We start from the raw sequence: 24,540 nt of genomic DNA, 5'->3' as shown, positions 1-24,540 counted from the left end.
CCCGCCCGCCGTCCCCACACTCTGTGTCATGGTGGTCGCCCGGGCCGCCGGACAGCACCGGCCGCCCGGCACCGACACAGTCGACACAGGCACCGGACGCGGCCGCACCGCGCCCGGAGAGGGCGGGAGTCCGTGGGGGGACAGCGCGCACAGGTCATCGACGACCGCGGGGGCCGGCCGGCCCCACCGGGCGTCGCGATCCCGGCCGGGCCACCGCCCGAACTGGTCTTCAAACGCCGGCTGCGCCCCCTCCAGGTCGCCCACGAGCTGTGGGCCGCACGCGAGTTGGTGCGCGCCCTGGCCGAACGCGACCTGCGCGCCCGGTACAAGCAGGCCGTCCTCGGCTTCGCCTGGGCGGTGCTCACCCCGCTCGCGCTGTGCGCCATCTTCACCCTGGTCTTCCACCGCGCCGTCAAGATCGAGACCGGCGCGGCCCCGTACACGCTGTTCGCCTACGTCGGCCTGATCGTCTGGCAGTTCTTCAGCAACACCATGAACCAGGGCGCGCTCAGCCTGGCCAACAACCTCAGCCTGCTGAACAAGGTGTACTGCCCGCGCGAGGTCTTCCCGCTGGCCACCATGCTGGTCGCCACCGTCGACATGGCCATCGGCATCGGCGTGCTCGGCCTGATGTTCCTGGTGTTCTGGACCGCGCCCGCCGCCACCTTCCTCTGGGCGGTGCCGCTGCTGCTGATCCAGTTCGCCTTCACCTACGGCATCGCGCTGATCCTCTCGGTCGCCGTGGTCTACCTCCGCGACGTCCGCCACCTGCTGCCGATCATCACCCAGATGGGAGTGTTCGCCACCCCCGTCGCCTACCCGCTGGCCGAGATCCCGCACCGGCTGCAGGAGATCTACGTCGGCGTCAACCCGCTCGGCGCCGTCATCGAGGGCTACCGCAAGGCGCTGCTGTACGGCGAGGCGCCCGACGCCCGGACGACCCTGATCGCGGCCGCCAGCTCCCTGCTCTTCCTGGTCGGCGGCTACCTGTTCTTCAAGAAGCTGGAAACGGGGATCGCCGATGTCGCGTGACTACCCGCTGGGCACCATCCGCACCGAGCAGGTCTGGAAACGCTTCCGCGCCGACCAGCAGCGGATGCTGCTGCGCGACCGCGTCGAACAGGCCGCCCGCCGCCTGCGCGGCGACCGCGGCGAGGACTGGCGCTGGGCCCTGCGCGACATCAACCTGCACATCGAACCCGGCGAGTCCGTCGGCCTGATCGGCTCCAACGGGTCCGGAAAGTCGACCCTGTTGAAGATGCTCACCCGCGTCATGTACCCCTACGCGGGCGTCATCGACGTCCGCGGCCGGATCGGCGCCCTGATCGAGATCCGGGCCGGCATCCACCCCGACCTGACGGGCCGCGAGAACATTTACCTGTTCGGCGCGCTGCTCGGCCTCAAACGCCGCGAGGTCGCCGGACGGTTCGACGACATCGTCGAGTTCGCCCGGCTCGGCGGCGCCATCGACCGGCAGGTCAAGTTCTACTCGTCCGGCATGCAGATGCGCCTCGGCTTCGCCGTCGCCGCGTACCTGGAACCCCACGTCCTCCTGGTCGACGAGGTCCTCGCCGTCGGCGACGCCGTCTTCCAGCAGCGCTGCCTCGACCGGATGCGCGAAGTCGCCGAACAGGGCACCACCATCGTCTTCGTCTCCCACGACCTCCCCGCCGTCCAGTCCATCTGCCGGCGCGGCGTCTGGCTCGAACAGGGCACCGTCCGCGTCGACGCCGGCATCAAGGACGCCCTCGCCGGCTACCGGGACTCCATCGAAGCCCAGTCCGAGGCCACCGCCCGGGTCGGCGAACCGCTGTCGCTGCTCACGTACGAGGTGCGCGGCGAGACCGGTGAGGACACCCTGCACACCGACGAACCCGTCACCGTCGAACTCACCCTCGGCGGCGACTACCGGGGCGACGCCACCCTGCACCTCGGCGTCAGCGAAGGCACCTCCAGCCCGATCTTCCAGATCAGCCACGAGATCCGGATGACCGGCGGCGACCACCGGGTCGCCTGCGTCATCCCCCGGCTGCCGCTGCCCCGCGGCCGCTACACCCTGTGGACGGGTGTCTACTCCATCGGCAAGACCGACGGCGGCACCCTGATGAGCTGGCACTCCGCCGGCCAGTTCGACGTGTTCGGCCCGATGCTGGACACCCCGCCGCGCGCGGTCGTACTCGCCGCGCCCGTCTTCGTACCGCACCAGTGGGAGGAGTGAGCGTGCGTTCGGTCCGCGTCCTGGTCCACCTCAACAACCTGGCCCTCGGCGGCGCCCAGCTCAACGCCGTCGACATCGCCCGGACCCTGCGCGACCGGGGCCACCAGCCCGTCCTGTTCGCCCAGGGCATCGACGGCCCCGCCCCGCTCGTCGAACTCGCCGCCTCGCACGGCCTCGACCTCGTCGTGGCCGGCGACCCCGACACCCCGCACGCCGTCATCCGCGCCCGCCTCAGCCGCCTCGCCGACGAACACGGCTCCCAACTCGTCCACGCCTGGGAGGTCCGCGCCGCCCGCAACGCCTACTTCGGCCCCGGCCGACAGGGCCGCCTCCCGATCGTCACCACCTTCTACGGCATCCGGATGCTCCGCGGCATGCCCCGCCACCAGCCCCTGGTCCTCGGCCTCGGCGCCCTCATGCCCGACGCCCGGGCCTTCGGCCACCGCGACCTGCGACTGATCGAACCCCCCGTCAACACCGTCGAGGACGCGCCCGGCGCCGTCGACGGCGACGCCTTCCGCGCCGAAGTGGGAGCATCCGACGGCCAGTTGCTGCTGTGCATCGTCACCCGCCTGGTCTCCGGCCTGGAGAAGGACGCCGGCGTCCGCCGCACCATGGCCGCCCTCCGCCTGCTCGACGACCCCTCCCTGGTGCTCGCCGTGGTCGGCGGCGGGCCCAGCGAGGAGCCGCTGCGCGCCGAGGCCGCCCGCCTCAACGCCGAACTCGGCCGCGAAGCCGTCGTGCTGACCGGCCAGCGCGCCGACCCCCGCCCCGCCTACCAGGCCGCCGACCTGGTCCTCGGCATGGGCGGCTCCGCCCTCCGCGGCCTCGCCTTCGGCAAACCCGTCATCGTCCACGGAGCGAACGGCTACACCGCCATCCACGAACCCGGCCCCCTGGTCGAACCGCACGCCTCCCGCTGCATGTACGGCCACGGCGACGGCCCCGCCGACGCGAAGGCCCTCGCCGCGCAGATCCGCGCCCTCGCCGACTCGCCCGACCGCCGCGCCGAACTGGGCCGTTGGGGCCGCGACTGGGTGGTCGGCCGGTTCTCCCTCGACCACGTCTCCACCGCGTTCGAGGAGATCTACCGCGAACTCCTCCGCCAACCCCCCGGCCGCACCGCCTGGCTCCGCGACCTCGAACAGATGACCCGCTACGAGTACCTGAAGCCCACGGCCCGCCGCCTGCTCACCCGCTGACACCCGCTCGCCCGCCGGCGCCGTCCGCCGGCGGGACCAGCGGGATCGCCTCCCGGACCATCGCGGCGGGATCGCCCACCCGGTGCCCCAGCAGGCGCAGCCAGTCCGCGAGCCGGGGCAGCGGCGAGGAGACGTACTCGGCGGTCCTGAGCAGGTCGACCAGGGCCACCCCGGGCTGGTGGGTCTGCACGTCGCACAGGTAGGACGCGACCTGCTCGGGCAGCTCGGGCGGCAACTCCGTGCAGGACACCGGAACACCGTGCGAGGCCAGCAGGTGCGCCAGGCCGGACGGGGACGTCCAGCGCTTCTTGGCGACGGCGAACAGCGCCGCGAACGGGACGGCGCCGGAGGGCGGCCACCCGCTCCGGCGGACCGCGTCCAGGACTTCGAACACCGCCTGCCGGTCCGGGGACCGGGCGAGGGCGGACAGCGACGGCACCTCCGGAACGAGGTCCGCCCAGGTCTCCACGAGGCGCTGCACGGAGCCGGGAGGCCGGATCGGGTCGCCGTTCCGCGTCCGGCGCACCGCCCAGTACAGCTGGGGCAGCAGATCGGCCACGGCGAGGCCGTCGACCGGAGCACAACGGAGACCGAGCTCCTCGAACTGCCGCACCACCGCCCCGACCGGCCGGCCGGCCGTGACGGCGGCCCACAGCGTGTGGCTCGCCGGTACCGGCACCGCCGTGTCCAGCCAGCCGGCCCCCGGACCCGGGCCGCGCCGCAGCAGCGGCACGAGGTGCTGCGGCACCTCGTCGGGCAGCCGCTCCAGATCGACCCACAGCCCGAGACAGCGCAGGCGCACGGCCACGGTCGCCAGCGGCAGGTCGGAGCGCAGGCTCGCCTCGGCGAGGTGGCCGAGCGGCACCGGCTGCCCCGGCTCCCACCTCGTCGGGTAGCTCTCCCGGGTGAGCAGCAGGTCGGCGTGGTCCCGGTCCTCGTAGACGGCGGCCAGCGCGAGGACCGGATCGGGCACCGCAATCCCGAACAGCCGCAGCATCCGGGCCGCCGACGCCGAGGTCATGCCGTGCCCGCCCCCGGCCCGCACCAGTTCGTCCACCGTGGCCGGCCCCGGACCCCACCACGCGGGAAGCCCCAACTTCCGGATCCGGTCCGCCGATTCACGGTGCGGGATCCGGTGCTTCGCGGCCTCGCCGAGCGCGGCGCGCAGCGCGGCGGCCCGCTCCGCCGTGCCCTGCGGTCGGACGCCCCGGTAGCCGAGCGCATTGATCAGCACCTGGTCCGAGGGCAGCGCCGGAAGGACCGGGCCGATCCCGGACAACTCCGGAACCAGCCCGGCGAGCACCTCCAGCGTGGGGTTCGGCCGGTGGGCCAGCACACGCCACAGCAGCCACGGCTCGGGCACCGGATCGTCGGAGTCGACGGGCAGCGCGAGCGGCCGACCGCCCTTCGGGAACCACGGGAAGATCCGGCGGTCGTCCGGATAGGCGCCCCGGCGGCAGGAGTACTCCGGCGGCGACCAGGGGCGCTCGCCCCGTCCGCGGGCAGCCGCAGCGGCGAGCAGATCCGCGATCCGCAGACTGCGGCCCGCCCAGTCGAGCAGCCACGGATGATCGGCCAGCCCCTGCCCGTCGTCCGCCAGCGCCGTCGTCGCCGCTTCGAGCAGCTCCTGCAACGTCCCCGACAGGTCGTCCAGCACCTCCCGCCGGTCGACCGACAGGTGCTCCGGAAGCCGCGGGCCGAACAGATTCACCACGACCGGCGGAGCCGGTCCGGCTCCGGCCGGGCCCTGCCACGGAGCCGCGGCCTCCACCCACAGGCCGTCGACCAGCAGGCCGCCACCGCGCTCGCACCAGACCACCTGGACACCGGGCGGGGCCCCGGCCCACGGCACCAGGATCTCCTTCGCGCTCGGCCCCCGCTCCTGGTGCGTACCCGGCCGGGGCCTGAGCCGGCCCGGCTCCCAACGCACCTGCCGGCCCCGCCACGTCGCGGTCGTCCCGAACTCGGCGATCCCCAGCACCCGTTCGAGCGCGGTGACCGCGGACCAGTTGCGCGGCAGCACCTCCGTGTCGAGGTACAGGCGCACCGTGGTGCCCGGCTCCGCGCCCCGCTCGCGCACCCGGGCGATCCGGAACAGGTGCCCCGGTCCGTGGATGGTGACCGCGAGCTCCGGGCCCAGCTCCCCGTCCCGCCCCATCCGGCAGGTGGTGACCCGGATCCGGTCGGCCAGCATGAAGTAGCTGAGCACCCCGATCCCGAAACGGCTGTTCGGGTACAGCTCGACCGGCGGGTCCACGGTCCGCCACTGCGCCCGCTCCTCGCGCAACTCCTGCTGCTCGGCGAAGCGTTCACCCGCCTTCGAGAACACCCCGCGCAGCTCCGCCTCACCCATGCCGACACCGTTGTCCCGGCAGTCCAGGTACGCCCGGCCGTTCTCGTCCACGCCCTGCTCGAAGTCGATCCGGCCCTCGTAGCGCGACGACCCGCCGCCCGCCCGCCGCACCAGGTAGTCGGAGCGGGCCCGGCGGTAGCGGCAGGCGTCCAGCGCGTTCTGGTACAGCTCACGCACTGCCAAGTCCCGGTCCCGGTACAGCTGCACGCCCATCAGCAGCGAACGCATCCGCCGCTCGTCCAGCCGGAAGCGGGCCGCGCCGACGAACGTCCCCGGCGCGTGCGTGACGTCTCCCGAGGACAGCCGCAGCGGCAGCGACACCCGCCCGGGGCCGTACTCCCGCTGCACCGCATGCAGCAACTCGTCGGCCCGAACGGTGTATTCGTGCAGCGCCGCGACCACCGCCTCGTGGTGGCACTCGGCCCGCAGCACCGGGAAGTCGCGCGGGCCGCCCCAGTGCGCACCGTCCAGCGTCCGGCACAGCTCCGGGAGCGACACCGGATCGGGGATTCCGAGGTGCTCGGCAACGATCTCCGGCAACGCCGTCACCTCGATCGCCAGCGCGTACCCGAGCGCGGCAAGCAGCACCAACCGCCGCACCCGCAGCAGCTGTTCGCCCTCGCAGTCGACCCGCTCCTCGGCCGGCAGGTCGTGCAGGAACTCCCGGTTGGCCACCCCCGGCCCGCGCCGCAACCCGGCCAGCGCCGCCCGGACGACGACCGGAGTGAGCGCGGCCCGCAGCTGCGGCCCGGCCAGACCCCGCAGCAGGGCGTCGACGGCGGACGGTTCCGCGAGATCGGCATGCCGGGCCAACTGGCGGTGGGACAGCCAGCGCGCGAGCGCCGGCTCCGTCCGGGCCCGCTCGGCGAGCAGCCGGTGCTCCGCACCGTCCCGGCCCAACGGCGGCCCCGAGCAGGCGAGTTGCATCGACCGCACGCGGTACAGCAGCGGCACCAGCACCAGCACCGCAGCCTCCGCCGGATACAGCCCGGCGGAACCCGGCTCACCCAGCAACCGGCCCACCGCCCGCACGAAACGCCGCACCACCCCCGGGTCCTGCCAGGGATCGTCCGCGAGCGGCCCCGCCAACCCGTCCCGCAGCGCCGCCAGCTCCCCCGCCGCCCGGACCGCCTGCTCCCGCCACGGACCGGGCTCGTGCCCCGCCCGCAACTGCGACCACACCGCCGACCCGGCCACCAACCGGGCCCACTCCTCCGCAGGTTCGGAACCGGAAACGCCCGACTGCTGCGGCGGATGGACGTGCACGGCCCCGATGTGATCCGCCTGGACCACCACCTCGGCCGATCCGCTGACCGAGTTCGTGACCGCGTTCCCCTGCTCCACCCGCCCGGCCTCTCTTCCCCCTGGGGGACGATCGTACCCAGCGCGCACCCGCCCGGAGCTCAATCCGCCTGTCGCAGAAGGACGGTGACGAATCCGAAGCCCTCGCGGTACTCGTTCAGCCACTCGCCGCGGTGCCGGTCGGCGACCTCCAGCGCCCGGTCACGGTCCGGTCCGGGCGGCTGGTCCAGCGCCCAGTCGGCGAGCGAGCCCGTCCAGGCCCACTCGTAGGCGTCGAGCTCCGCACGCGTCGAGGTGTGCCCGGCGACCGGCCACCAGCCGGCGGCACGGACCGCCGCGACGGTGCCCGGCAGATCGGTCAGCCACTCGCCGAAGAACTCCCGCGCACGCTCGGTGGGACGGCCCTCCCAGTACGCCTCGCCGAGCAGCAGGGTGCCGCCCGGTGCCAGCAGCGGACGGACCGCATCGAGGGTCTGCGCCAGCCCGCCGAACGCGTACGCCGCACCGATCGACAGCACCGCGTCGAACCGCTCGACGGCCGTGAACTCCCGTACGTCCAGGTGGTGCAGGCCGATCCGCCGCGCCACGCCCGCCCGCTCGGCGGTCTCCCGGCCCGCCTCCAGCGCCGCCGCAGCGGTGTCCACACCGACCGCGCGCAACTCCGGGAAGGACGCCAACGCCCGCACCAGCCAAGCCGCTTCACCACACCCCAGGTCCAGCAGCCGCCCCGCCGGACAACGCCGCAACTGCCGCTCCAGCAGGCGGTGCACCGACTCGTCCGACAGTGGGGCCGCCACCGGATGGTCGCGATGGGCGATCCGCCCGATCTCCTGACGTTCCATCACCCGAGTATGCCTCTGCGACCGTTCGCTCACTCGGCCCGCTGCGGGTGCGGATACGTCCGGCCCTTCCACGCCGAACCGCGGCCGCGCCAGTGCTGGACGGCCGAGTCGACCGTCATCAGCAGGTACAGCAGCGCCGTGAACGGCAGCAACGGGGCCTCCGCCACCGGCCGGCCGTAGTAGCGCAGCATCGGCGCGTACGTCCCCGCCATCACCGCCCACGCCGCCAGCCCGGCCCCCGCCGTCCACCAGGCGCCCGCCAGCACGCCGGCGACCGCGGCGACCGGCGGCACCAGGTAGACCAGCGCCAGGCCGACCACCGTGCCGACCAACAGAAGCGGCGAATAACGGAGTTGGGCATAAGCGCTGCGCGACACCATCCGCCACAGCGGCGACAGCCCCGGGTAGGGCCGGACCGAGTCGACCCGATCGGCGAGACCCAGCCAGGTCCGCCCCCCGGACCGCTTCACCGCCCCGGCGAGCGACACGTCGTCGATCACCGCACCCCGGATCGCCGCCACCCCGCCCGCCCGCTCCAATGCCTCCCGCCGCACCAGCGAACAGCCCCCGGCCGCAGCGGCGGTCCGGGCACCCGGACGGTTCGAACGGCGGAACGGGTACAGCTGCGCGAAGAAGTACACGAACGCCGGGACGACCAGCCGCTCCCACCCGGACGCCACCCGCAGACGCGCCATCTGCGACACCAGGTCCAGCCCGTGCGACTCGCCCGCCGCGACCAGCGCCCGCAACGAGCCCGGCCGGTGCGCGATGTCGGCGTCCGTCAGCAGCAGCCACTCCGCGCCGCCCGCTCGCTCCACGCCGTGCCGCAGCGCCCACAACTTCCCCGTCCACCCCTCCGGGAGCGGCGGCGGAGTGGTCACCTCCAGCGGCAGCCCGGGCGCGGCGGCGGCCAGCTCCCGCGCCAACTCGGCCGTCCCGTCCGTACTGTGATCGTCCACCAGCACCACCCGCGCCCGGCCCGGATACTCCTGCGCCAGCAGACTCGGCAGCGACAACGGCAGCACACCCGCCTCATCCCGCGCCGGCACCACCGCCACCACCTCCGGCCACCGCGACGGCTCCGCACCCCCGCGCGGCAACCGCTGATCGGTCCGCCAGAACCCGCCGTGACACACCGCCAGCCACACCCACACCAGCAGCGCCACCACCGACACCCACCACAGGACGGTCACCCCCGCAGTCTGCCCCAGCCGGGCAACGGCGACGACGAGGCGCGACACGGCGTCGCCCGGGTCGTCGCCCGGGTAGTCGCCCGGGTGGTGCGGCGCGTGCGGTGAGAGGGGGGCGGGGGCCGGGGAGGGAAAGCGCTTACCGCTTGCGTCGGCGCGGGAGGAAAGCGCTTACCTGCTGCTTGGGGCGGCACGAGGAGGAGGGGTGGGTAAGCGCTTGCCCGTTCTCGCACCGGCGGCCGGAAAGCGCTTACTCGCTGCCGTTCACGACGGCGCGCGAAGGAGCGGGGAGTCGGGAAAGCGCTTACCCGCTCCTGCCGTGGCCGTTGGAAAGCGCTTACCCGCTGCTGTTCGCGACAGAGCGGCGGCGACTCGGAAGCGGCCGGAAAGCGTTTTCCCAGCCGGCCCGCGAAGCGTCCGGGGGCGTCAGACCGTGGCGCCGAGGAGGAGCTCGCCCTGCGGGTAGTTGAGGGCGGCCGGCTGGAGGGCGGCCGGGCGGCCGGAGTGGAGGACGGTCAGGGTGCCGGCGCCGGGGGCGGGGTCGGCGATGCGGCGGAGGGCCTGCGCGGCGACGGCGTCGGCGGAGCCGTGGAAGCGGGCGGCGGGGGCGGCCAGCGCGGCGGCGATGCGGTCGTCGACCAGCTCGTAGTGGGTGCAGCCGAGGACCAGGTCGGTGGTGGAGGCCGGCGTCCGTTCGGCGGCGTAGGCGATGGCGGCGGCGATCGCGTCCTCGTCGGCGTGCTCGACGGCCTCGGCCAGGCCGGGGCAGGCCACCTCGTGGACCTCGGCGGCACCGCCGAACTCGGCGATCAGGCCGCGCTGGTAGGCGCTGCCGGTGGTGGCGGGGGTCGCCCAGATGGCGACCACGCCGCCCGCCGCGGCGGCGGGCTTGATCGCCGGGACGGTGCCGATCACCGGGATCTCGGGTTCGAACTCGGCGCGCAGCCGCTCCAGTGCGTGCACGGAGGCGGTGTTGCAGGCGACGACCATCGCGTCCAGGGAGTGCGCGGCGGCGGCCCGGGCGCAGGCGAGGGCGTGCTCGGTGATGTCCTCGGGAGTGCGGGGGCCCCAGGGCATGCCGTCGGGGTCGCAGGAGATGACCAGGTCCGCGTCCGGGCGCAGGCGGCGCAGCGCGGCGGTGGCGGCGAGCAGTCCGAGTCCGGAGTCCACGAGGGCGATCTTCACGAGCAACGACTCTACCTCCTGACCGGCCCGGACCCCGGTCCGGTCGGATGCGGCCCGTCCGCCCCGGCGCACCGGTCGAACGCGTGCAAAACACCTGCTCGGAGGTCGCCCGGCGCGCTGGTCGGCCAGGGGCGGAGGGGGCGCCTGGCGGCGGCCGGTGGTGGCGGCACCGCCGGCAAGGACGGTGCTCGCTCCGGGCCCGGCCTCCTGTCCGAGGCCGGGAAGACGGCGATCGCCGACGCTAGTGCCTGCCGCAGACAGGGGCCCAACCCGGGGGCGATCCCGGCCCCGGGACGGCCGACTTCCGCCGTGTCGACGGCGGCTCCCGGGAGCGCCGGTGCGAGCTGTGGTTCCGCCTGCGGCGCGAGCGGCCGGCGAACTGCGCGCCGCGTTCCCGCACGTCCGTCCCGTCGCGGCCGAGGGAGAGGTGGCCGCTCGCCCGGTGCCACCTCGGCCGAGCCGTACGCGGCCCGGCAGCGGGGCATGGCGGGGGCGACCTACGGGCGACCGGCCAGAGTGGCGCGGACGGTGCTGGTGGACACCCCGCGCACGGGGGCTGAGGACGGACCGGCGCGGGGGTGGCTGGGGTGGCCGGCTGATCCTCTTGCGATAGGCAGGTAAACACCTGCATGATGGAGGGGTGAGTCCGGAACCGATCCCCGCCGCCCCGATGGACGCGGTGTTCAAGGCCCTCGCCGACCCGACCCGCCGGGCGCTGCTCGACCGGCTGCGGGTCCGTGACGGGCAGACGCTGCGGGAGTTGTGCGAGGAGGTGGCGATGGCGCGGCAGTCCGTGACCCAGCACCTGGACCTGCTGGTGGCCGCACGGCTGGTCACCGTGGTCCGCCGGGGCCGGGAGCGGCTCCACTACCTCAACCCCGGGCCGATCCAGGAGATCGAGCAGCGGTGGATCGCCGACTTCGACCGTCCCCGGCTGGCCGTCCTCGGCGGGATCAAACGACAGGCAGAACAGGAGAACGCCATGAGCAGCGCATCCGAGACCGGTACTGCCCCGACCGTCCCGACCTACGTGTACGCCACCTACATCCGGGCCACTCCGGAACAAGTGTGGAAAGCGCTTACCGACGCCGAGTTGACGGCCCGCTACTGGGGCCACGCCAATGTCTCCGACTGGCAGGCCGGATCGACCTGGGAGCACCGCCGCACCGACGGTTCCGGCAAGGTCGACGTCACCGGCCGGGTGCTGGCCGCCGAGCCGCCGACCCGGCTGGTGATCACCTTCGAGGACCGGCCCGACCTGTCCGCCCAGGAGGAGGCGGCCACCGTCACCTTCCTGATCGAGCCGTACGAGGACATCGTCCGACTGACCGTCACCCACGAGAAGCTGCGCGACCGCACCGCGCTGCGGGCGATCTCGCACGGCTGGCCGGCCGTCCTCGCCAACCTGAAGTCGCTGTTGGAGACGGGCGAGACGCTGCCGCAGGCGCCGTGGGAGATGGCCCCCACCGAGAGTTGAGCAACCGCTCCCGCACGCCCCAGCAAGCCCGAGCACGAGCACGAGCCGAGCCGGCCACCCGAAGCGGCGCCATCGAGGTCGCCGCCGTCGCAGAAGGGCACCACGGATGTACGACACCGCTCCGCTCCACCGCGCCTACCGGGAGGTGGTCGCCGCCGCCGAGGAGGTGTCCGGCGCCGAGCCCGCCGCCCTCCCCGCCGGGGAGTGGGACGCCGAACAGGTGCTGGCCCACCTCGGGCTGGTCACTGCCGGCGCGTTGGCGGCAGTGGCCGCTGTCGCCGCCGGGTCGGCCGCCACGTTCGACAACCGGATCTCCCAGGACGCCTGGGCGCTCCGCCGGGTGATCGACCGGGCCAGCGGCGGCCCGGAGTTGCGTCGCCGGGTCGCCGCCCAGGGCGAGGCGCTGTGCGCGTTCGCGGCGTCGCTCGGCGCCCAGGAGCTGGAGGCTCCGCTGCCGACCCTGCTGCTCTCGCACGGCGAGCCGGTCTTCGAGGGCGCCATGACGATCCGCCAACTGCTGGACGGCCTGGCCGCCGGCGAGCTGCCCGCGCACGCGGCCCAGCTCCGCGCGACGGCCGTCCCGACCGTCCCGACCGTCCCGACCGGGCCCGCCGCCGACGCGGCAGTCGGCACGGTCCCGCAGGTCCCCGTGCCCTGAGCCCCGGCCGGGTGCCGGCCACGGCAGGGCCGCGTCTTGGCCGTCGCCGTCGTCGCGGCCCGTCCGCGCGGGCCTGCTCCGCCCGACCGACGGTGCGGTGGCGGTCGGGCCGCGTCGTTCGGGGCGGGCCGGGGCGGGTGTCGATGCTTGCGGTGTCGCCGGTCGGGCGCTCGCGCTGACCGCCGTGTTCGCCGCCGTCCAGGCGTTCGATCCCGGCCTCGGCCCGGCCGGGATGCCCGCGTTCCTGCCGAGGGCGGCCTGCTGTCCCACCTGGCACCGGCCGACTGCGTCCACGCGGTGGGTCGGACGTGCGTCCGTGCGCTGGGTGGGACAGACACCGTCCGTCCCACCCGGCACCGCCCCACCGGCATCGCCCCACCGGCACCGTCCCACCGGCACCGTCCCACCGGCACCGTCCCTCCGGCACCGCCCGACCGGCCGGAGCCCGGCCGGTCACCCCGGACGTCGTGCGGCCCGCGATCCGGCGGCCGCCCCGTCCGGGGCCCGGCGTCGGACAGGCGAACCGTTACGCCTGCGCGCCCAGCAGACGCTGAACCGCCGGCTCCAGGCCGGACAGGATGGTGTCGAACCGGCGGGTGGAGGTGGTGGAGTCCACCTGGAGGCGGCTGATCCGCAGCGGGTGGGCCGGCAGCCGGGGGCCGAGCCGGTGGTCGGACAGGAATCCCAGCCGGTAGCCGAGCTGGCGCAGCACCGCGTCCGCCCGCTCGTCGAAGCCGCCGTCCGGGTAGGCGAACGCGGACGGCGCCTCGCCCAGCCAGCGGGTCAGCGCCAGGTGCGCGCCCGCGATCTCCGCGCGCACCGTCGCCTCGTCGCAGCGGCGCAGCGACGGGTGCCCCAGCGTGTGGTTGCCGACCGTGACGTCCGCCTCGCGCAGCGCCCGCAGGTCCTCCGGGCGCAGCTGCTCCTGGGCCGGCGGCCGACGGGACGCGGAGACCCGCAGCTCGGCCAGGCTGCGCCGGCGGTCCGGGTCGGGCAGCGCCTTGAGCAGCGCCAGCACCCGGGCCGGGTCGCCGCCGCGCGGCAGCAGCCTGGCCCGGCCGCCGTGCCGGGCCAGGAACGCGGCCTCGTGCCACCAGAACGGCTTCTCGGTGCCGACCAGCTCGGCGATCACGAACGCCGCCGCCGGGATCCGGCGCGCCACCAGCTCCGGCAGGGCGTGCCGCAGCACCGTCCGGTCGGGGTCGTCGAAGGTCACCAGTACCGAGCGCGGCGGCAGCGGCCGGCCCGCGGCCAGCGACCGTTCCACGTCCTGCACCGACACGGGGGTGGCCAGCCGGCGGAGCCGGTCGAGCTGCGCGCCGAACGACCGCGGGTCGGTGATGCCGTGGTAGGCGAGCACGGCCAGCCGCTGCGCGGCGCGGGCCCGGAACAGCGGCTGGGCCGGACTGAACCGCAGCCAGCTGCTGCGGTCCCGTGGCTGGGACGGCGCGGCGGCGACCGCGGGCACGGCGGCAGGCTGGGGCGGGGCGCAGACGGCGGCAGCGGTGGTGGCGTACGACACGGTTCCCCCCTCGGTCGCCGGCATGCGGCGTGGCGGTACCGTCGGCAGGCGGAGCCCGGCCTCCGACCCCGGGCGCGGCGGCTCCGCTCCCGAGTGATCTAGCCCGCGGCGGGTACTCCCAATCCCGCTCGTCGGACGGCTCCTGGATCGCTCAATGTAGTGGAGACCACCGAGGCCCCGGGATGGTTGTACGGCGGACGGCGAGATTTCGCGGGCAGCTCCGAACGGCCGTCCGGAACCGTCCGAACGGCCGGACGAACGCACTCCGGAAGCCTCCGGCCGGCGGTCCGCGCCCGGTCCCGCCCGCCCCGGCGGAGGGCGGTGGGACGGCCGCCGGGGCTCCGCGCCAGGGTCCAAGGGCCGTGGTCCGGTGTCCGGGGCCGGGTTACCGTGGAAGGCATGGCAGACACCCCCCGTGACCGCGCCGCTACGCGCCGGTCCACCGTGTTCGGCGGCTGCGCGCTGCGCCGCCACCAGCTGCTGCTGTCCCTGGTCGGCCTGGGCTGCGTGGCGCTCGGCATCGTGGTGGCCGTGCTCGTCCCGGAGGGCGACGGCCCGGCGTGGGTGATGGCGGTGGTCGGCTGCCTCGCCGCCGGCGTGCTGCTGCTGGTCCGGATCGGCCTGGCCCTGCTGCGCCCGGGCGGCCGCGCCACCCCCTGACGTCCTCCCGCCGGCGTCCTCCCTGCCCGCGGTCCGGTCGGCCCGATGCCCTCGGGAGATCACCGGACGACCGGAATGCGGTCGTCTGACGGACAGCTCCGGTCAGATCGGCTGATTTTCGGCCTACCTCCGCACTTCTTTCACGTTTCCACGGCACTGGAAGCACACTTCCCCCTACTGTGAAATGCATCGCCCGCGGCAGCCGCGGGCCGGGGGAGTCATCAGGGGCGGTGCGGGGGCGCCGCGAGGGGGAGTCATGGCGACCACTGCCGGTGCCGCCACAGGTATCAGGACGAAGGTCAAACAGCAGCTGGCCCGCGCCGTCGGCCGCGTTCCCGGCGAGGGCGCCACCGCTCTCATCTACCACCGGATCGGCGGCGGCACCGCCGACGAACTCGACCTCGCCACCGCGGACTTCACCGCCCAGGCCGACCTGCTCGCCGAGCTCCCGCCCGGCCGCGTGGTCTCGCTGGACACCGCCACCGACCGGCTCGAAGCCGGCCTGCGCACCCCCAGCACCGTCCTCACCTTCGACGACGGCTTCGCCGACACCTACGACACCGCCTGGCCGATCCTCCGCGAGCGCGGCCTGCCGTTCACCGTCTACCTGGCCAGCGGCATGGTCGGCGGTCCGATGCGCTGGGAGGGCTCCACCGCCAAGGGCGCCCCCGCCACCGGACTCGACTGGGACCAGTTGCGCGAGATGACCGCCTCCGGGCTGTGCACCGTCGCCAACCACACCCGCAGCCACGCCCGCCCCGCGCTGCTCACCACCACCGAACTCGACGCCTGCGGCGACGACGTCGAGGAACACCTCGGCACCCGCCCGCGCCACTTCGCCTACACCTGGGGCACGCCCGTCCCGCACATGGACGCCGCGCTCAGGGCCCGCTTCCGCACCAGCGCCACCGGCCGGGTCGGCCGGAACCTGCCCGGCTTCGACCCGGTCCGGTTCCACCGGGTCCCGGTCCGCCGCACCGACCCGATCGACTTCTTCCGGGCCAAGCTGTACGGCCGGCTGATCCCCGAACGCGCCTACGCCCGGATCGTCGCCACCGCGAAGGCGGTGGGCGCCCGTGCCTGACCGGCTGCCCCTGCGGCTGCGCGGCGAGGACGGACGCCCCCTTCGGGTCGCCCACCTCACCACCGTCGACATGTCGCTGCACCTGCTGCTGGCCACCGAACTCGCCGTCGACGTCGCACACGGCCTGGCGACGTACGGCCTCAGCGCCCCCGGCCCGTACCGGCGGCGGATCGAGCAACTCGGCGTCCAGCACCGCCCGCTGCCCTCGCTCACCCGCGCCTGGCAGCCCGCCGCCGACCTCGCCGCCGCCCGCGAACTGCTCGCTGCACTGCGCGAGATCCGGCCCGACGTGCTGCACACCCACAACCCGAAGACCGGCGTCCTCGGCCGGATCCTCGGCCGGCTCGCCCGCGTCCCGGTCGTCGTCAACACCTGCCACGGACTGTGGGCGCAGGCCCACGACCCGCTCGCCAAACGCCTGTTGGTGCTCGGCGCCGAAGCCTTCGCCGCCCGGTTCTCGCACGCCGAGCTGTACCAGAACGCCGAGGACCACCGCACCCTCGCCCGCTGGGGCGTCCCCGCGCACCGCGCCCGCGTGGTCGGCAACGGCGTCGACCTCGACCGCTTCCCCGCACCCGGCCCCGCCCGGGACGAGCTGCGCACCCGGCTCCGCAACCGCCTCGGCGTACGGGACGACGAACTCCTGGTCGGCGGAGTCGGCCGGCGGGTCGCCGAGAAGGGCATCCGCGAGTACGCCGAAGCCGCCCGCGCCCTCGCCGGCAAGGCCCGGTTCGTCTGGATCGGACCCGACGACCCCGACAAGCCCGACGCGCTGCGCGCCGCCGAAGCCGGACTCGAATTCCTCGGCAGCCGCGACGACATGCCCGCCGTCTACGCCGCGCTCGACGTCTTCGTGCTCCCCTCCTACCGGGAAGGCTTCTCCCGCTCCGCCATGGAGGCCGCCGCCAGCGGCCTGCCCATGGTGCTCAGCGACATCCGCGGCTGCCGCGAGATCGGCGTCCACGACCGGGACCTGCTGCTCGCCCCCGCCGCCGACGCCGCCGCCCTGACCGCCGCGCTCGACCGGCTCCTCACCGAACCGTCCCTGCGGATACGCCTGGGCGCGGCGGCCCGCCGCCGCGCCCTCGACCAGTTCGACCAGCGCACCGTCGCCCGGATCTCCCTGGAGACCTACGCCGCCGTCGCCCGCCGACGCGGACTGCCCTGGACCACCGACTGACCCGGCGCCACCCGCACCACCGTCACGAGCACCGCAGCACCGCAGCACCGTCACCGCGCCACCCCGGCACGGCCGTCCGGCGCGCCGCCGGCCGCCCCCGCACGGGCCCGGCGCGACCGCACGGCACCACACCACACCACGACGCACCGAAGACCCAGTTGGGGGAGAAATGAAGCGAGGGGGGGACCTCGCGGTCACCGCACTGGCCGGGATCATCGCCGTCCCGCTCGGTCTGGTGATCGCCCTGCTGATCCGCGCCACCATGGGCGGACCGGTGATCTTCCGGCAGACCCGCTCCGGCCGCCACGGCCAGGAGTTCAGCATCCTCAAGTTCCGCACCATGCGCGACAAGCACGACGAGGACGAACCCGACGCCCCGCGCATCACCCGCCTCGGCGCCCTGCTGCGCCGCACCAGCCTCGACGAACTCCCGCAGCTGTGGAACGTCGTCCGCGGCGAGATGGCCGTCATCGGACCCCGCCCCACGCTGCCCGAACAGGTCGTCCACTACTCGCCCCGCCAGCGCGGCCGCCTCGCCGTCCGCCCCGGCCTCACCGGCTGGGCCCAGATCCGCGGCCGCAACTCCATCACCTGGCCCGAACGGATCGAACTCGACCTCTGGTACATCGAACACCGCAGCCTGCTGCTCGACCTGCGGATCCTCGCCGGCACCGCCCGGATGCTGCTGCGCCCCACCGGCATCACCGCCGCCGGCGGCGTCAACCCCGGCTTCCCGGTCCCCGCCGAGGCGCCCGCCCCGGCCCAGTCCGCCGCGCGGATCGTGCTGCCCCGGCAGGCCACCGCGACCGCGCCCCGGCTGGCCCGGGAGGAACTGCGCGGCTGACGGAACGATTCGCCCGGGCGGCGGCGGGGCGTCCCGCGGCCGCCCGGTCTGCCGTAGGGTCCGGAACGGGCGGGCCGCGGAGCCCGCCTGACGGTGTGTCGGTCGGCGAACGGGAGTGGGACGGATGCTGTGGATCGCGGGCGCCGGGGGAGTCGGCCGGGAGGCGCTGGACGTGGCGATCGCGGCGGGCGTGCCGGTCGCCGGGTTCCTGGACGAGCGGCTCGCCGGGGAGCGGGTCCGCGGCCTGCCGGTCCGCACACCGGCCGAACTCCCCTCCGGCGCGCCCTACCTGATCGGGATCGCGGACCCCGCCGTGCGGGCCCGCCTGGCCCGACTGCTGGACGCGGCGGGCGGCCGGGCCACGACACTCGTCCACCCGCGGGCGATCGTCGCGCCCGAGACCGAACTCGCCGCCGGCTGCCTGGTGATGGGCGGCGCGCACGTCTCCAGCAGCGTCACCCTCGGCCCGCACAGCCAGGTCCACTACAACGCCACCGTCGGCCACGACGCCCGCCTCGGCGCCCGCGTCACCGTCTACCCCGGCGCCAACGTCTCCGGCGCGGTCCTGCTGCACGACGACGCCACCGTCGGCTCCAACGCCGTCGTCCTGCAGGGCCGAACCGTCGGACCCGCCGCCTTCGTCGGCGCCGCCGCCGTCGTCACCCGCGACGTCCCCGCACACACCACCGTCATCGGCGCCCCGGCCCGCCCCCTGGGCTGACGCCCGCCTGCGCCCGGGGGAGCGGCCGGCCGCGTAGGGTCGACGGCATGGGAATTCCTGTGTTTCTGGCCGAACTGCGCGAGCTGGTGGGCCATCGGGCGCTGTGGCTGTCCGCGGTCACCCTGGTGGTGGTGGACGAGGACGGGCGTGTGCTGCTCGGCCGACGGGCGGACAACGGACGGTGGGCGCTGATCGGGGGGATCATCGACCCGGGCGAGCAGCCGGCGGACGCGGCCGTGCGGGAGTGCCTGGAGGAGACGGGGGTGACGGTCCGCCCGGAGGCGCTGGCCTCGGTGACCGTCTCGCCGGTGATCGACCACCCGAACGGCGACCGCGCCCAGTACCTCGAACTGACCTTCCGCTGCCGCCCGTTGGCGGGAGAGGCACGGGTCAACGACGACGAGTCGCTGGAGGTCGGCTGGTTCCACCCCGACGCGCTGCCGGAGGTGGACGCGTCCGTCCAGGAGCGGATCAAGCTGGCGCTGGCCGGAGACACCGCGACGCACTTCGAGCCGCCCCGGCCGTAGCCCGCCGCCCCGGGGCGCGCCCGCGAGGAGACGCCCGCGACGGTCGGCGTGGCCGTTGGGGGCCCGTTCGCGTCCCGCTAGCTGCCGCCGAGCACGACGCGGTAGACGATCGTGGCGCCGTCGGTGCTCACCTCGGTGCAGAGGTCGCGGCGGTCCAGCAGCCAGCCGTTCGCCTCGCACCGCTGCCGGGGCCGGAGCCGGGCGGCGGCGGCCGCGGTCGGCACGTCGGGCGGGCCCGCCAGGTAGAGCGTGCGCCAGCAGGTGGCGCCGTGGCCGTTGCCGCAGTCCATGCCGGTGTCGAGGACCGTGTAGCCGGGCGGCGGGGCCGGCACGGCCCGGGCGGACGGGAGTTGGGCCTCGTGGAAGGCCACGAGCGCCAGCAACGGGGTCGCGGTGAGGACGAGCACCAACTGGCCGTGGAAGGCGACGCCCGCAGCCCGGAGCCAGCCGGTCGGCCGCTCGGTGCGCGGGCCGGCGATCCGCCGGTCCAGCCACAAGCCGGCCAGGACGGCGAGTTCGGCGACGGGCGTGTAGAGCAGGTAGAGCTCGAACTCGCTCCGCGGGTGCAGCCGATCGAACGCCACCGCGACCACCAGCGCCAGCCAGAGCAGCAGCGCGGCGGCGACGGATGCCCGGAGCGGCGTCGACCGGGCCCGCAGCAGCCAGTGGGCGACCGGCAGCAGCGCGAACAGCACCCCGACGACGGCCCACACCACGATCCCCATACCCGACACCCTTCCCGGCGCCGGACACCGGCAGCCCGGGAAGTCGGACGCCCGGGAACCGGTCGCCGGTTCCGGCACGGAGCGCCCGCCCGGCCGCTCGATCCACACCGGGCGCCGGAGAGAGGGGGCGTCCCGGAAGCCCTGGCCGCCCCGGCGGGCTCAGAGCGTCCGGAACCAGTCCGCCGTGCGCCGCAGGCCCTCCGCCAGCGGGACCGGCCGGACCTCCGGGAACAGCTCGCGCAGCCGGGAGTCGTCGGCCTGGGAGTCCCGGACGTCCCCCGGCCGCGGGTCGACGTGCTCGGCGGCGACCGGCCCGCCCAGCGCCTCGCCCATCAGCGCGATCAGCTCCAGCAGCGTGGTGCGGGTGCCGAACGCCAGGTTCACCGGCTCGGCGCTGACGACCCGTCGCAGGACGGCCTCGGCGAGCACCTGGGCGACCGTCCCGACATAGGTGAAGTCGCGGCTCTGCAGCCCGTCCCCGTGCACCGTCACGGGCCGGCCGTGCAGCGCCGCGTCGAGGAAGGCCGGCACCACGGCGGCGTACGCGTGCCCGGCGGGCTGGAGCGGGCCGAAGACGTTGAAGAAGCGCAGCGGGAGCACGCCCAGGCCGTAGCAGTGGTGGTACGCGCCGAGGTAGGCCTCGGTGGCGAGCTTGGAGACCGCGTACGGGCTCATCGGCGCGGTGCGCATCGACTCCCGCTTCGGCAGCTCCCGGTTGGCGCCATACACCGACGACGAGGACGCCGCCGCCACGTACGCCCCGCCGGCCCGGCGGGCCGCCTCCAGGACCTCCAGGGTGCCGGTGGCGTTCGCGTGGTGGCTGGCCAGCGGCGCCGCCACCGACCGCGGCACCGACGGCAGCGCCGCCAGGTGGACCACCGCGTCCGCGCCGGCGAACGCCGCGTCCAGCAGCGCCGGATCGAGGATCGTGCCCTCGAACAGCGTGACGTCCACCCCCGCGAGGTTGGCCTTGCTGCCGGTGGACAGGTCGTCCACCACCCGGACCTCCGCCACCTCCGGACGGGCCGTCAACTCCCGGGCCAGATTGGCCCCGATGAACCCGGCCCCACCGGTGATCACCACTCGCATCGACGCACACCACCCCTTCGCCGGGCCCGGGGATCCCCCCACCGGGCCGATGGCCAGACTCTAGCCGCGGCCACCTGCCCACCGGACCGGAAACCCGCCCGGCGCGGCCGGAACCCGCCCATCGGCCAGGACGCCTACGACGACCGGCCGACCCGGCCCTCAGCGCTTCGGCCGACGCGCGGTCTCCTCCGCCGCGTCCAGCACCGCCGCCAGGTCGCCGCCCGCCGTCGCGGTCGCCACCGCCGCCGCCGCCCCCTCCACGAACGGCGCGTCCGCGAACCGGACCGGGAACGGCAGGCCGTGCTCGTCGGCGTCGGTCAGCAGCGCGAGCACCGTCTCCACCGCGCCGTTCAGGTCGCACAGCACCACCACGCCGTGGCCCTGGTCGACCCGGCGGGCGGCCGTCGCCACCAGCACCGCACTGGTGCCCAGGCCGTCGGCGATCGAGCCGCCGGTCGAGGCGACCGGAGCCGGATCGTCCGACTCCGCCACCGCCAGGGCCAGCGCCCGCACCGCGTCCGCCACCTCGTGGGAGTGCGAGACCAGCACCACGCCCACCCGCCCGTGCCCGGTCGGCCGCGAGGGCCGCGGCACCGTCGGCGTCGGCGCGGTCACCGTGCCCGTGGCGGCGCCCACCGGCGGGGCCGACGGCGCGGTGGTGATCGGGATGACGTCGGCGCGGCTGCCGTCCCGCTGGTCCATCGGCTGCTCCCGGTGCGTGGCTGACTGCTCGTCACCCATCCCTACCCCGAACGGACCCCGGCGGCCTGCCTTTAGCACAGGTGTCGGCCGGACACGGCCGGATCGGACCATCTCCACCACCCGCGGGGCAGACCCGGCGCGAACCGCCGACCCGGCCGCCCGCCGTCGCTACGCTGGCCACTCGGAAAACACCCCGGCAGCGGACGGAGCGGCACGATGGCGGCACAGGCGGCGGACCGGCGCAAGATCGAACTGGATGTCAGCGGCGCCGAGTGGCAGTCCGCGGGCGACGACCCGAACGGCGTGCAGATCGCCTTCGTCGACGGGTACATCGCGATGCGCAACGGCGCGGAGCCGGACGGCCCGGCGCTGATCTTCACCCCCGCCGAATGGCGGGCCTTCGTGCTCGGCGCCCGCGACGGCGAATTCGACCCGAACCGGCAGCCGGCGGGCTGAAACCCGCACCGCGGGGGCCGAAATCGGTACCAGCCGGGCCGAATCGGCCGCACCCGCGCCGAAATCGGCCGCACGGGGCCGGAATTCGGCCGTTCCCGCCGCGACCGGTACGCCCGGACTGCCCTGATCCGCGCCCGTCGAAACCGCTCGGGAAGGTGACGGGCGGGCATACGCCGAGGTTACAAAAGAGTTCTGATGGGCCGAAACTTGTTGACTGCTCGACAAGCCTGCCAGAGAGTAAGAGCAGGCAGACGCCGTGCCGACCGCCCCCACGCGGTCCGGCACGGCGCCCGCTTGTGCTGCCCGTCACCGGCGCCGATGACGGGCCCTCCCACCCTGGACCGCACGGAGTGCGGCAGCCGTCGCAACGGGAGCAGGCCCGACCGGGAAGAGCTACCTCCCGAGAGGGCCGAGACCCGGATTCCGCACGCCCCCACGCGGCGGTGATCCGGGCAAGGTCCGCGAACGCGACGGCTGAGGGCCTCGCGGACCTGGCTCGGTATTCCATATGGCTTTGTGTCTGCCGCTTCGACCGGGACCCCGACCGCTCAGGCGCTGCCGCGTCGACCGCAGGCTCCCGCAACGGTGAAGACCCATTGAATCAGCAAATGGTGCTTGTGAGTTCACACGACCGCGTGCGCAGTGAGGGAATGCGCGCAAGGCACGCTGCGACAAACCGCCCCCTGTGGATCTCGCCCGGGGCGGCCGTCGTGCTGAACCGAACGTAGCCCGGACGGTTGCTCAGAGTCAACATTGGTCCCTGAGCGTAGATCCCGGCCTGATCGCGGACCCGCTCACCGGCCCCGGCCCACCGGGCACGTACGATGGGCCCATGTCATTTCTCCGCCGTCGCTCCGGACAGCCCGCCGGCCCGGACTTCGACGTCCTGGCGATGGACCCGGGCGATTGGCCCGGCCTGTTCGGGGCCATGATCATGGCCGGTACGGACGGCTCCTGCCAAGGCATTTTCCTGCGCTACGACCTGCTCGGCGGCCGCGGCCCGGCCATGCTGATCGGCAACGTCCCGCAGGGCTCACCCGCCCGCGACAGCGAGGACGGCGTGCCGTTCGAGGTCCGCCAACTGCTCGCCGCCCTGGAGAACGACGAGCCGGTGGAGTTCGTCTCCGCCGAGGACTTCCCGGTCATGCTCGGCGACGACCTGCTGATCGTCCGGAAGGTCAAGGTCAGCGAAGGCCGCCTGTACTGCTCCCAGTTCGGGCGCAGCGACGACGTCCAGGTCACCATCGCCTCCTGGGACCGACCGATTTCGGACGACCTCTACCAGCTCCTCAAGCCGCTTCCGGCGGAGATGTTCCAGCAGGACTAGGCACCCGATGCCCCGGCCGCTGCTGCTCACCCGCCGCCTGCACGTGGACCTCCGGCGCACCGCCGGCGCGGCCTGTCCGGCGTCCTGAACCTCCCAGAGACAGGACCGCCCGACCGACCACGCCCGCCCGGAGGCCCGCCGCCATGCCCCGCATCCCCGCGCACACCCCCGCCGCCGAACCCGCGACCGACGCACCGGCGGCGGTGACCCCCCTCGACCGGCTGCCCCGGGTGGTCGACCTGCTCGCCGCCCGCGCCGCCGAACACGACCGCGACGGCACCTTCCCCTACCAGGGCGTCGAAGCCGTCCACGAAGCCGGACTGCTCACCCTGACGGTCGGTCAGCGCTACGGCGGGCCCGGCGCCGGACTCGCCGACACCGTCCGGGTCCTGGCCCGACTCGGCCGCGGCGACGCCTCCGTCGCCCTGCTCGCCGCCCACACCCTGCTGCACCACGCCGAACAGGCCAGGACCGCGCCCTGGCCCGCCGCGCTCTACCGGCGGCTGCTCACCGAGTCCCGCCGCGGGCCCGCCCTGGTCGGCACCCTGCGCGGCGAACCCGGCCGCCCGCCCGCCGTCACCGCCCACTGGCACGGCGACGCCTGGCGGCTCACCGGCCGCGCCGCGCACTGTCCCGGCGCCGAGGCGCTCGCCTGGCTCGCCGTCGAGGCCCGCACCGAGGAACAGCAGCCCCGCACCGGCACGTTCCTGGTCCGCGCCGACAGCCCCGGGCTCGAGATCGACCCCGCCGCCGACCAACTCGGCCTGCGCGCCGCCGCCGGCCACGACGTCCTGCTGGACGGCGCCCGGGTCGGCACCGACGCCGCCCTGCTGCCCCGCGGCGCCGCCCCGGCCGGCGGCCGCCCGCTCACCGCGGCCTGGCGCCAACTCGCCCTCACCGCCGTCCTGCTGGGCACCGCCCGGGCCGCCCTCGACTGGTCCGCCGGCCGCCTGCGCGGCAGCACCGCGCACCGCCGGCCGATCGGCGAACTCGACGCCCGGCTCACCGGCGCCGAGGAACTGGTGCACGGCCTCGCCGCCCGCACCGACGCCGACCCGGCCGCCGCCGACCGCGCGCCCACCGTCCAGCTGCTGGCGGCCCGCACCGCCGCCGACACCGTCCAGCAGGCCCTCACCCTCACCGGCAGCGCCGGCCTCGACCGCCGCCACCCGCTGGAGCGCCACCTGCGCGACACCCTCAGCCTGCGCACCCAACTGCCCGCCGAGGACGCCGTCCTGGACGCCCTCGGCGAAGCACTGCTGGGCGGCTGACCGGC

23 protein-coding genes are annotated in these 24,540 nt (G+C 75.0%); 15 read left to right on the top strand and 8 right to left on the bottom strand.

The genetic code is table 11. From position 1 onward, the window contains the following. Nucleotides 1-132 precede the first annotated feature (132 nt). The 3 genes from ACFV1L_RS20080 to ACFV1L_RS20070 are packed head-to-tail and all read left to right on the top strand — an operon-like array spanning nucleotide 133 to nucleotide 3,420. Complete coding sequence (locus ACFV1L_RS20080) at nucleotides 133-1,032, top strand: ABC transporter permease (protein WP_380367576.1); 900 nt, start codon at nucleotides 133-135, stop codon at nucleotides 1,030-1,032. Further along, nucleotides 1,022-2,218 carry a polysaccharide ABC transporter ATP-binding protein gene (locus ACFV1L_RS20075; protein ID WP_380367575.1) on the top strand — a complete coding sequence of 399 codons (1,197 nt, stop codon included), beginning with the start codon at nucleotides 1,022-1,024 and terminating at the stop codon, nucleotides 2,216-2,218. Before ACFV1L_RS20080 ends, ACFV1L_RS20075 begins: the two co-directional genes overlap by 11 nt. 2 nt (nucleotides 2,219-2,220) lie before the next feature. Beyond that, nucleotides 2,221-3,420: a glycosyltransferase family 4 protein gene (locus ACFV1L_RS20070; RefSeq protein ID WP_380367573.1), complete on the top strand. Its 1,200-nt coding sequence runs from the start codon at nucleotides 2,221-2,223 to the stop codon at nucleotides 3,418-3,420. Here the strand turns inward: ACFV1L_RS20070 and ACFV1L_RS20065 are convergent. The 4 genes from ACFV1L_RS20065 to ACFV1L_RS20050 form a co-directional block, all read right to left on the bottom strand. Next, entirely contained in the window at nucleotides 3,410-7,117 is a 3,708-nt protein-coding gene (locus tag ACFV1L_RS20065; RefSeq protein ID WP_380367571.1) for a hypothetical protein, read from the bottom strand. The two genes, ACFV1L_RS20070 and ACFV1L_RS20065, sit on opposite strands and share 11 nt — an antisense overlap. A gap of 59 nt (nucleotides 7,118-7,176) precedes the next feature. Next, nucleotides 7,177-7,917: an SAM-dependent methyltransferase gene (locus tag ACFV1L_RS20060; protein ID WP_380367569.1), complete on the bottom strand. Its 741-nt coding sequence runs from the start codon at nucleotides 7,915-7,917 to the stop codon at nucleotides 7,177-7,179. Nucleotides 7,918-7,946: 29 nt separating this feature from the next. Next, the gene (locus ACFV1L_RS20055) at nucleotides 7,947-9,110 is read right to left on the bottom strand and encodes a glycosyltransferase (RefSeq protein ID WP_380367567.1); all 1,164 of its coding nucleotides are present in this window, start codon (nucleotides 9,108-9,110) and stop codon (nucleotides 7,947-7,949) included. 423 nt (nucleotides 9,111-9,533) lie between these two features. Further along, nucleotides 9,534-10,292: a glutamate racemase gene (locus ACFV1L_RS20050; protein WP_380367566.1), complete on the bottom strand. Its 759-nt coding sequence runs from the start codon at nucleotides 10,290-10,292 to the stop codon at nucleotides 9,534-9,536. 670 nt (nucleotides 10,293-10,962) lie between these two features. Between ACFV1L_RS20050 and ACFV1L_RS20045 the strand changes: the two genes are divergently transcribed. Both ACFV1L_RS20045 and ACFV1L_RS20040 read left to right on the top strand, forming a co-directional pair. Next, nucleotides 10,963-11,769 carry an ArsR/SmtB family transcription factor gene (locus ACFV1L_RS20045; protein ID WP_380367596.1) on the top strand — a complete coding sequence of 269 codons (807 nt, stop codon included), beginning with the start codon at nucleotides 10,963-10,965 and terminating at the stop codon, nucleotides 11,767-11,769. A 106-nt stretch (nucleotides 11,770-11,875) separates the two neighbouring features. Next, nucleotides 11,876-12,427, top strand: coding sequence for a hypothetical protein (locus ACFV1L_RS20040; protein ID WP_380367564.1), 552 nt, complete (start codon nucleotides 11,876-11,878; stop codon nucleotides 12,425-12,427). Nucleotides 12,428-12,953: 526 nt separating this feature from the next. On the opposite strand, the gene ACFV1L_RS20035 is transcribed toward ACFV1L_RS20040, so the two are convergent. Next, the gene (locus ACFV1L_RS20035; RefSeq protein WP_380367562.1) at nucleotides 12,954-13,949 is read right to left on the bottom strand and encodes a polysaccharide deacetylase family protein; all 996 of its coding nucleotides are present in this window, start codon (nucleotides 13,947-13,949) and stop codon (nucleotides 12,954-12,956) included. 399 nt (nucleotides 13,950-14,348) lie between these two features. Here ACFV1L_RS20035 and ACFV1L_RS20030 point away from each other — a divergent pair, with 399 nt between their 5' ends. The 6 genes from ACFV1L_RS20030 (at nucleotide 14,349) to ACFV1L_RS20005 (ending at nucleotide 18,965) form a co-directional block, all read left to right on the top strand. Then, entirely contained in the window at nucleotides 14,349-14,609 is a 261-nt protein-coding gene (locus ACFV1L_RS20030; protein WP_380367560.1) for a hypothetical protein, read from the top strand. Between the two features lie 256 nt (nucleotides 14,610-14,865). Then, the gene (locus ACFV1L_RS20025) at nucleotides 14,866-15,693 is read left to right on the top strand and encodes a polysaccharide deacetylase family protein (RefSeq protein ID WP_380367558.1); all 828 of its coding nucleotides are present in this window, start codon (nucleotides 14,866-14,868) and stop codon (nucleotides 15,691-15,693) included. Beyond that, complete coding sequence (locus ACFV1L_RS20020; RefSeq protein WP_380367557.1) at nucleotides 15,686-16,873, top strand: glycosyltransferase; 1,188 nt, start codon at nucleotides 15,686-15,688, stop codon at nucleotides 16,871-16,873. The genes ACFV1L_RS20025 and ACFV1L_RS20020 overlap by 8 nt, the downstream gene beginning before the upstream one ends. Nucleotides 16,874-17,042: 169 nt before the next feature. Then, complete coding sequence (locus ACFV1L_RS20015) at nucleotides 17,043-17,717, top strand: sugar transferase (RefSeq protein ID WP_380367556.1); 675 nt, start codon at nucleotides 17,043-17,045, stop codon at nucleotides 17,715-17,717. Nucleotides 17,718-17,841: 124 nt separating this feature from the next. After that, on the top strand, nucleotides 17,842-18,438 hold the full coding sequence (locus ACFV1L_RS20010) for a NeuD/PglB/VioB family sugar acetyltransferase (protein WP_380367555.1): 597 nt from the start codon (nucleotides 17,842-17,844) through the stop codon (nucleotides 18,436-18,438). A 47-nt stretch (nucleotides 18,439-18,485) separates the two neighbouring features. After that, on the top strand, nucleotides 18,486-18,965 hold the full coding sequence (locus tag ACFV1L_RS20005; protein WP_380367553.1) for an NUDIX domain-containing protein: 480 nt from the start codon (nucleotides 18,486-18,488) through the stop codon (nucleotides 18,963-18,965). A 77-nt stretch (nucleotides 18,966-19,042) separates the two neighbouring features. Here ACFV1L_RS20005 and ACFV1L_RS20000 read toward each other — a convergent pair whose 3' ends face one another. The 3 genes from ACFV1L_RS20000 to ACFV1L_RS19990 form a co-directional block, all read right to left on the bottom strand. Further along, the gene (locus tag ACFV1L_RS20000; protein WP_380367551.1) at nucleotides 19,043-19,690 is read right to left on the bottom strand and encodes a hypothetical protein; all 648 of its coding nucleotides are present in this window, start codon (nucleotides 19,688-19,690) and stop codon (nucleotides 19,043-19,045) included. A 159-nt stretch (nucleotides 19,691-19,849) separates the two neighbouring features. Beyond that, a complete protein-coding gene (locus ACFV1L_RS19995; protein WP_380367550.1) occupies nucleotides 19,850-20,779 on the bottom strand; it encodes an NAD-dependent epimerase/dehydratase family protein in 930 nt (309 codons plus the stop codon). 159 nt (nucleotides 20,780-20,938) lie between these two features. Continuing rightward, nucleotides 20,939-21,481 carry a PTS-dependent dihydroxyacetone kinase phosphotransferase subunit DhaM gene (locus ACFV1L_RS19990; RefSeq protein ID WP_380367548.1) on the bottom strand — a complete coding sequence of 181 codons (543 nt, stop codon included), beginning with the start codon at nucleotides 21,479-21,481 and terminating at the stop codon, nucleotides 20,939-20,941. Between the two features lie 216 nt (nucleotides 21,482-21,697). Here ACFV1L_RS19990 and ACFV1L_RS19985 point away from each other — a divergent pair, with 216 nt between their 5' ends. The 4 genes from ACFV1L_RS19985 to ACFV1L_RS19970 all read left to right on the top strand — a co-directional run bounded on the left by ACFV1L_RS19985 (nucleotide 21,698) and on the right by ACFV1L_RS19970 (nucleotide 24,535). Further along, nucleotides 21,698-21,937, top strand: coding sequence for a DUF397 domain-containing protein (locus tag ACFV1L_RS19985; RefSeq protein WP_380367546.1), 240 nt, complete (start codon nucleotides 21,698-21,700; stop codon nucleotides 21,935-21,937). Nucleotides 21,938-22,769: 832 nt separating this feature from the next. Beyond that, on the top strand, nucleotides 22,770-23,264 hold the full coding sequence (locus ACFV1L_RS19980; protein ID WP_035860576.1) for a hypothetical protein: 495 nt from the start codon (nucleotides 22,770-22,772) through the stop codon (nucleotides 23,262-23,264). Between the two features lie 7 nt (nucleotides 23,265-23,271). Continuing rightward, nucleotides 23,272-23,352, top strand: a complete 81-nt coding sequence (locus tag ACFV1L_RS19975; RefSeq protein WP_341869173.1) for a putative leader peptide — start codon at nucleotides 23,272-23,274, stop codon at nucleotides 23,350-23,352. Between the two features lie 55 nt (nucleotides 23,353-23,407). After that, entirely contained in the window at nucleotides 23,408-24,535 is a 1,128-nt protein-coding gene (locus ACFV1L_RS19970) for an acyl-CoA dehydrogenase family protein (RefSeq protein ID WP_380367545.1), read from the top strand. The last annotated feature ends 5 nt before the right edge of the window (nucleotides 24,536-24,540 follow it).

The organism is Kitasatospora sp. NPDC059646, assembly GCF_042734615.1.
Lineage (GTDB): Bacteria > Actinomycetota > Actinomycetes > Streptomycetales > Streptomycetaceae > Kitasatospora.
Note: the sequence above shows the minus strand (reverse complement) of the source record. Positions and strands in the feature narration are given on the sequence as shown.

What these genes read in the sequence shown, in the direction of transcription:
- ACFV1L_RS19980 (WP_035860576.1), top strand. Translation starts at nt 22,770, where the DNA reads ATGTCATTTCTCCGCCGTCGCTCCGGACAGCCCGCCGGCCCGGACTTC.
- ACFV1L_RS20000 (WP_380367551.1), bottom strand. Translation starts at nt 19,690, where the DNA reads ATGGGGATCGTGGTGTGGGCCGTCGTCGGGGTGCTGTTCGCGCTGCTG.
- ACFV1L_RS20025 (WP_380367558.1), top strand. Translation starts at nt 14,866, where the DNA reads ATGGCGACCACTGCCGGTGCCGCCACAGGTATCAGGACGAAGGTCAAA.
- ACFV1L_RS20015 (WP_380367556.1), top strand. Translation starts at nt 17,043, where the DNA reads ATGAAGCGAGGGGGGGACCTCGCGGTCACCGCACTGGCCGGGATCATC.
- ACFV1L_RS19975 (WP_341869173.1), top strand. Translation starts at nt 23,272, where the DNA reads ATGCCCCGGCCGCTGCTGCTCACCCGCCGCCTGCACGTGGACCTCCGG.
- ACFV1L_RS20045 (WP_380367596.1), top strand. Translation starts at nt 10,963, where the DNA reads ATGGACGCGGTGTTCAAGGCCCTCGCCGACCCGACCCGCCGGGCGCTG.
- ACFV1L_RS19995 (WP_380367550.1), bottom strand. Translation starts at nt 20,779, where the DNA reads ATGCGAGTGGTGATCACCGGTGGGGCCGGGTTCATCGGGGCCAATCTG.
- ACFV1L_RS19985 (WP_380367546.1), top strand. Translation starts at nt 21,698, where the DNA reads ATGGCGGCACAGGCGGCGGACCGGCGCAAGATCGAACTGGATGTCAGC.
- ACFV1L_RS20030 (WP_380367560.1), top strand. Translation starts at nt 14,349, where the DNA reads ATGGCAGACACCCCCCGTGACCGCGCCGCTACGCGCCGGTCCACCGTG.
- ACFV1L_RS20075 (WP_380367575.1), top strand. Translation starts at nt 1,022, where the DNA reads ATGTCGCGTGACTACCCGCTGGGCACCATCCGCACCGAGCAGGTCTGG.
- ACFV1L_RS20010 (WP_380367555.1), top strand. Translation starts at nt 17,842, where the DNA reads ATGCTGTGGATCGCGGGCGCCGGGGGAGTCGGCCGGGAGGCGCTGGAC.
- ACFV1L_RS20005 (WP_380367553.1), top strand. Translation starts at nt 18,486, where the DNA reads ATGGGAATTCCTGTGTTTCTGGCCGAACTGCGCGAGCTGGTGGGCCAT.
- ACFV1L_RS19990 (WP_380367548.1), bottom strand. Translation starts at nt 21,481, where the DNA reads ATGGACCAGCGGGACGGCAGCCGCGCCGACGTCATCCCGATCACCACC.
- ACFV1L_RS19970 (WP_380367545.1), top strand. Translation starts at nt 23,408, where the DNA reads ATGCCCCGCATCCCCGCGCACACCCCCGCCGCCGAACCCGCGACCGAC.
- ACFV1L_RS20060 (WP_380367569.1), bottom strand. Translation starts at nt 7,917, where the DNA reads ATGGAACGTCAGGAGATCGGGCGGATCGCCCATCGCGACCATCCGGTG.
- ACFV1L_RS20040 (WP_380367564.1), top strand. Translation starts at nt 11,876, where the DNA reads ATGTACGACACCGCTCCGCTCCACCGCGCCTACCGGGAGGTGGTCGCC.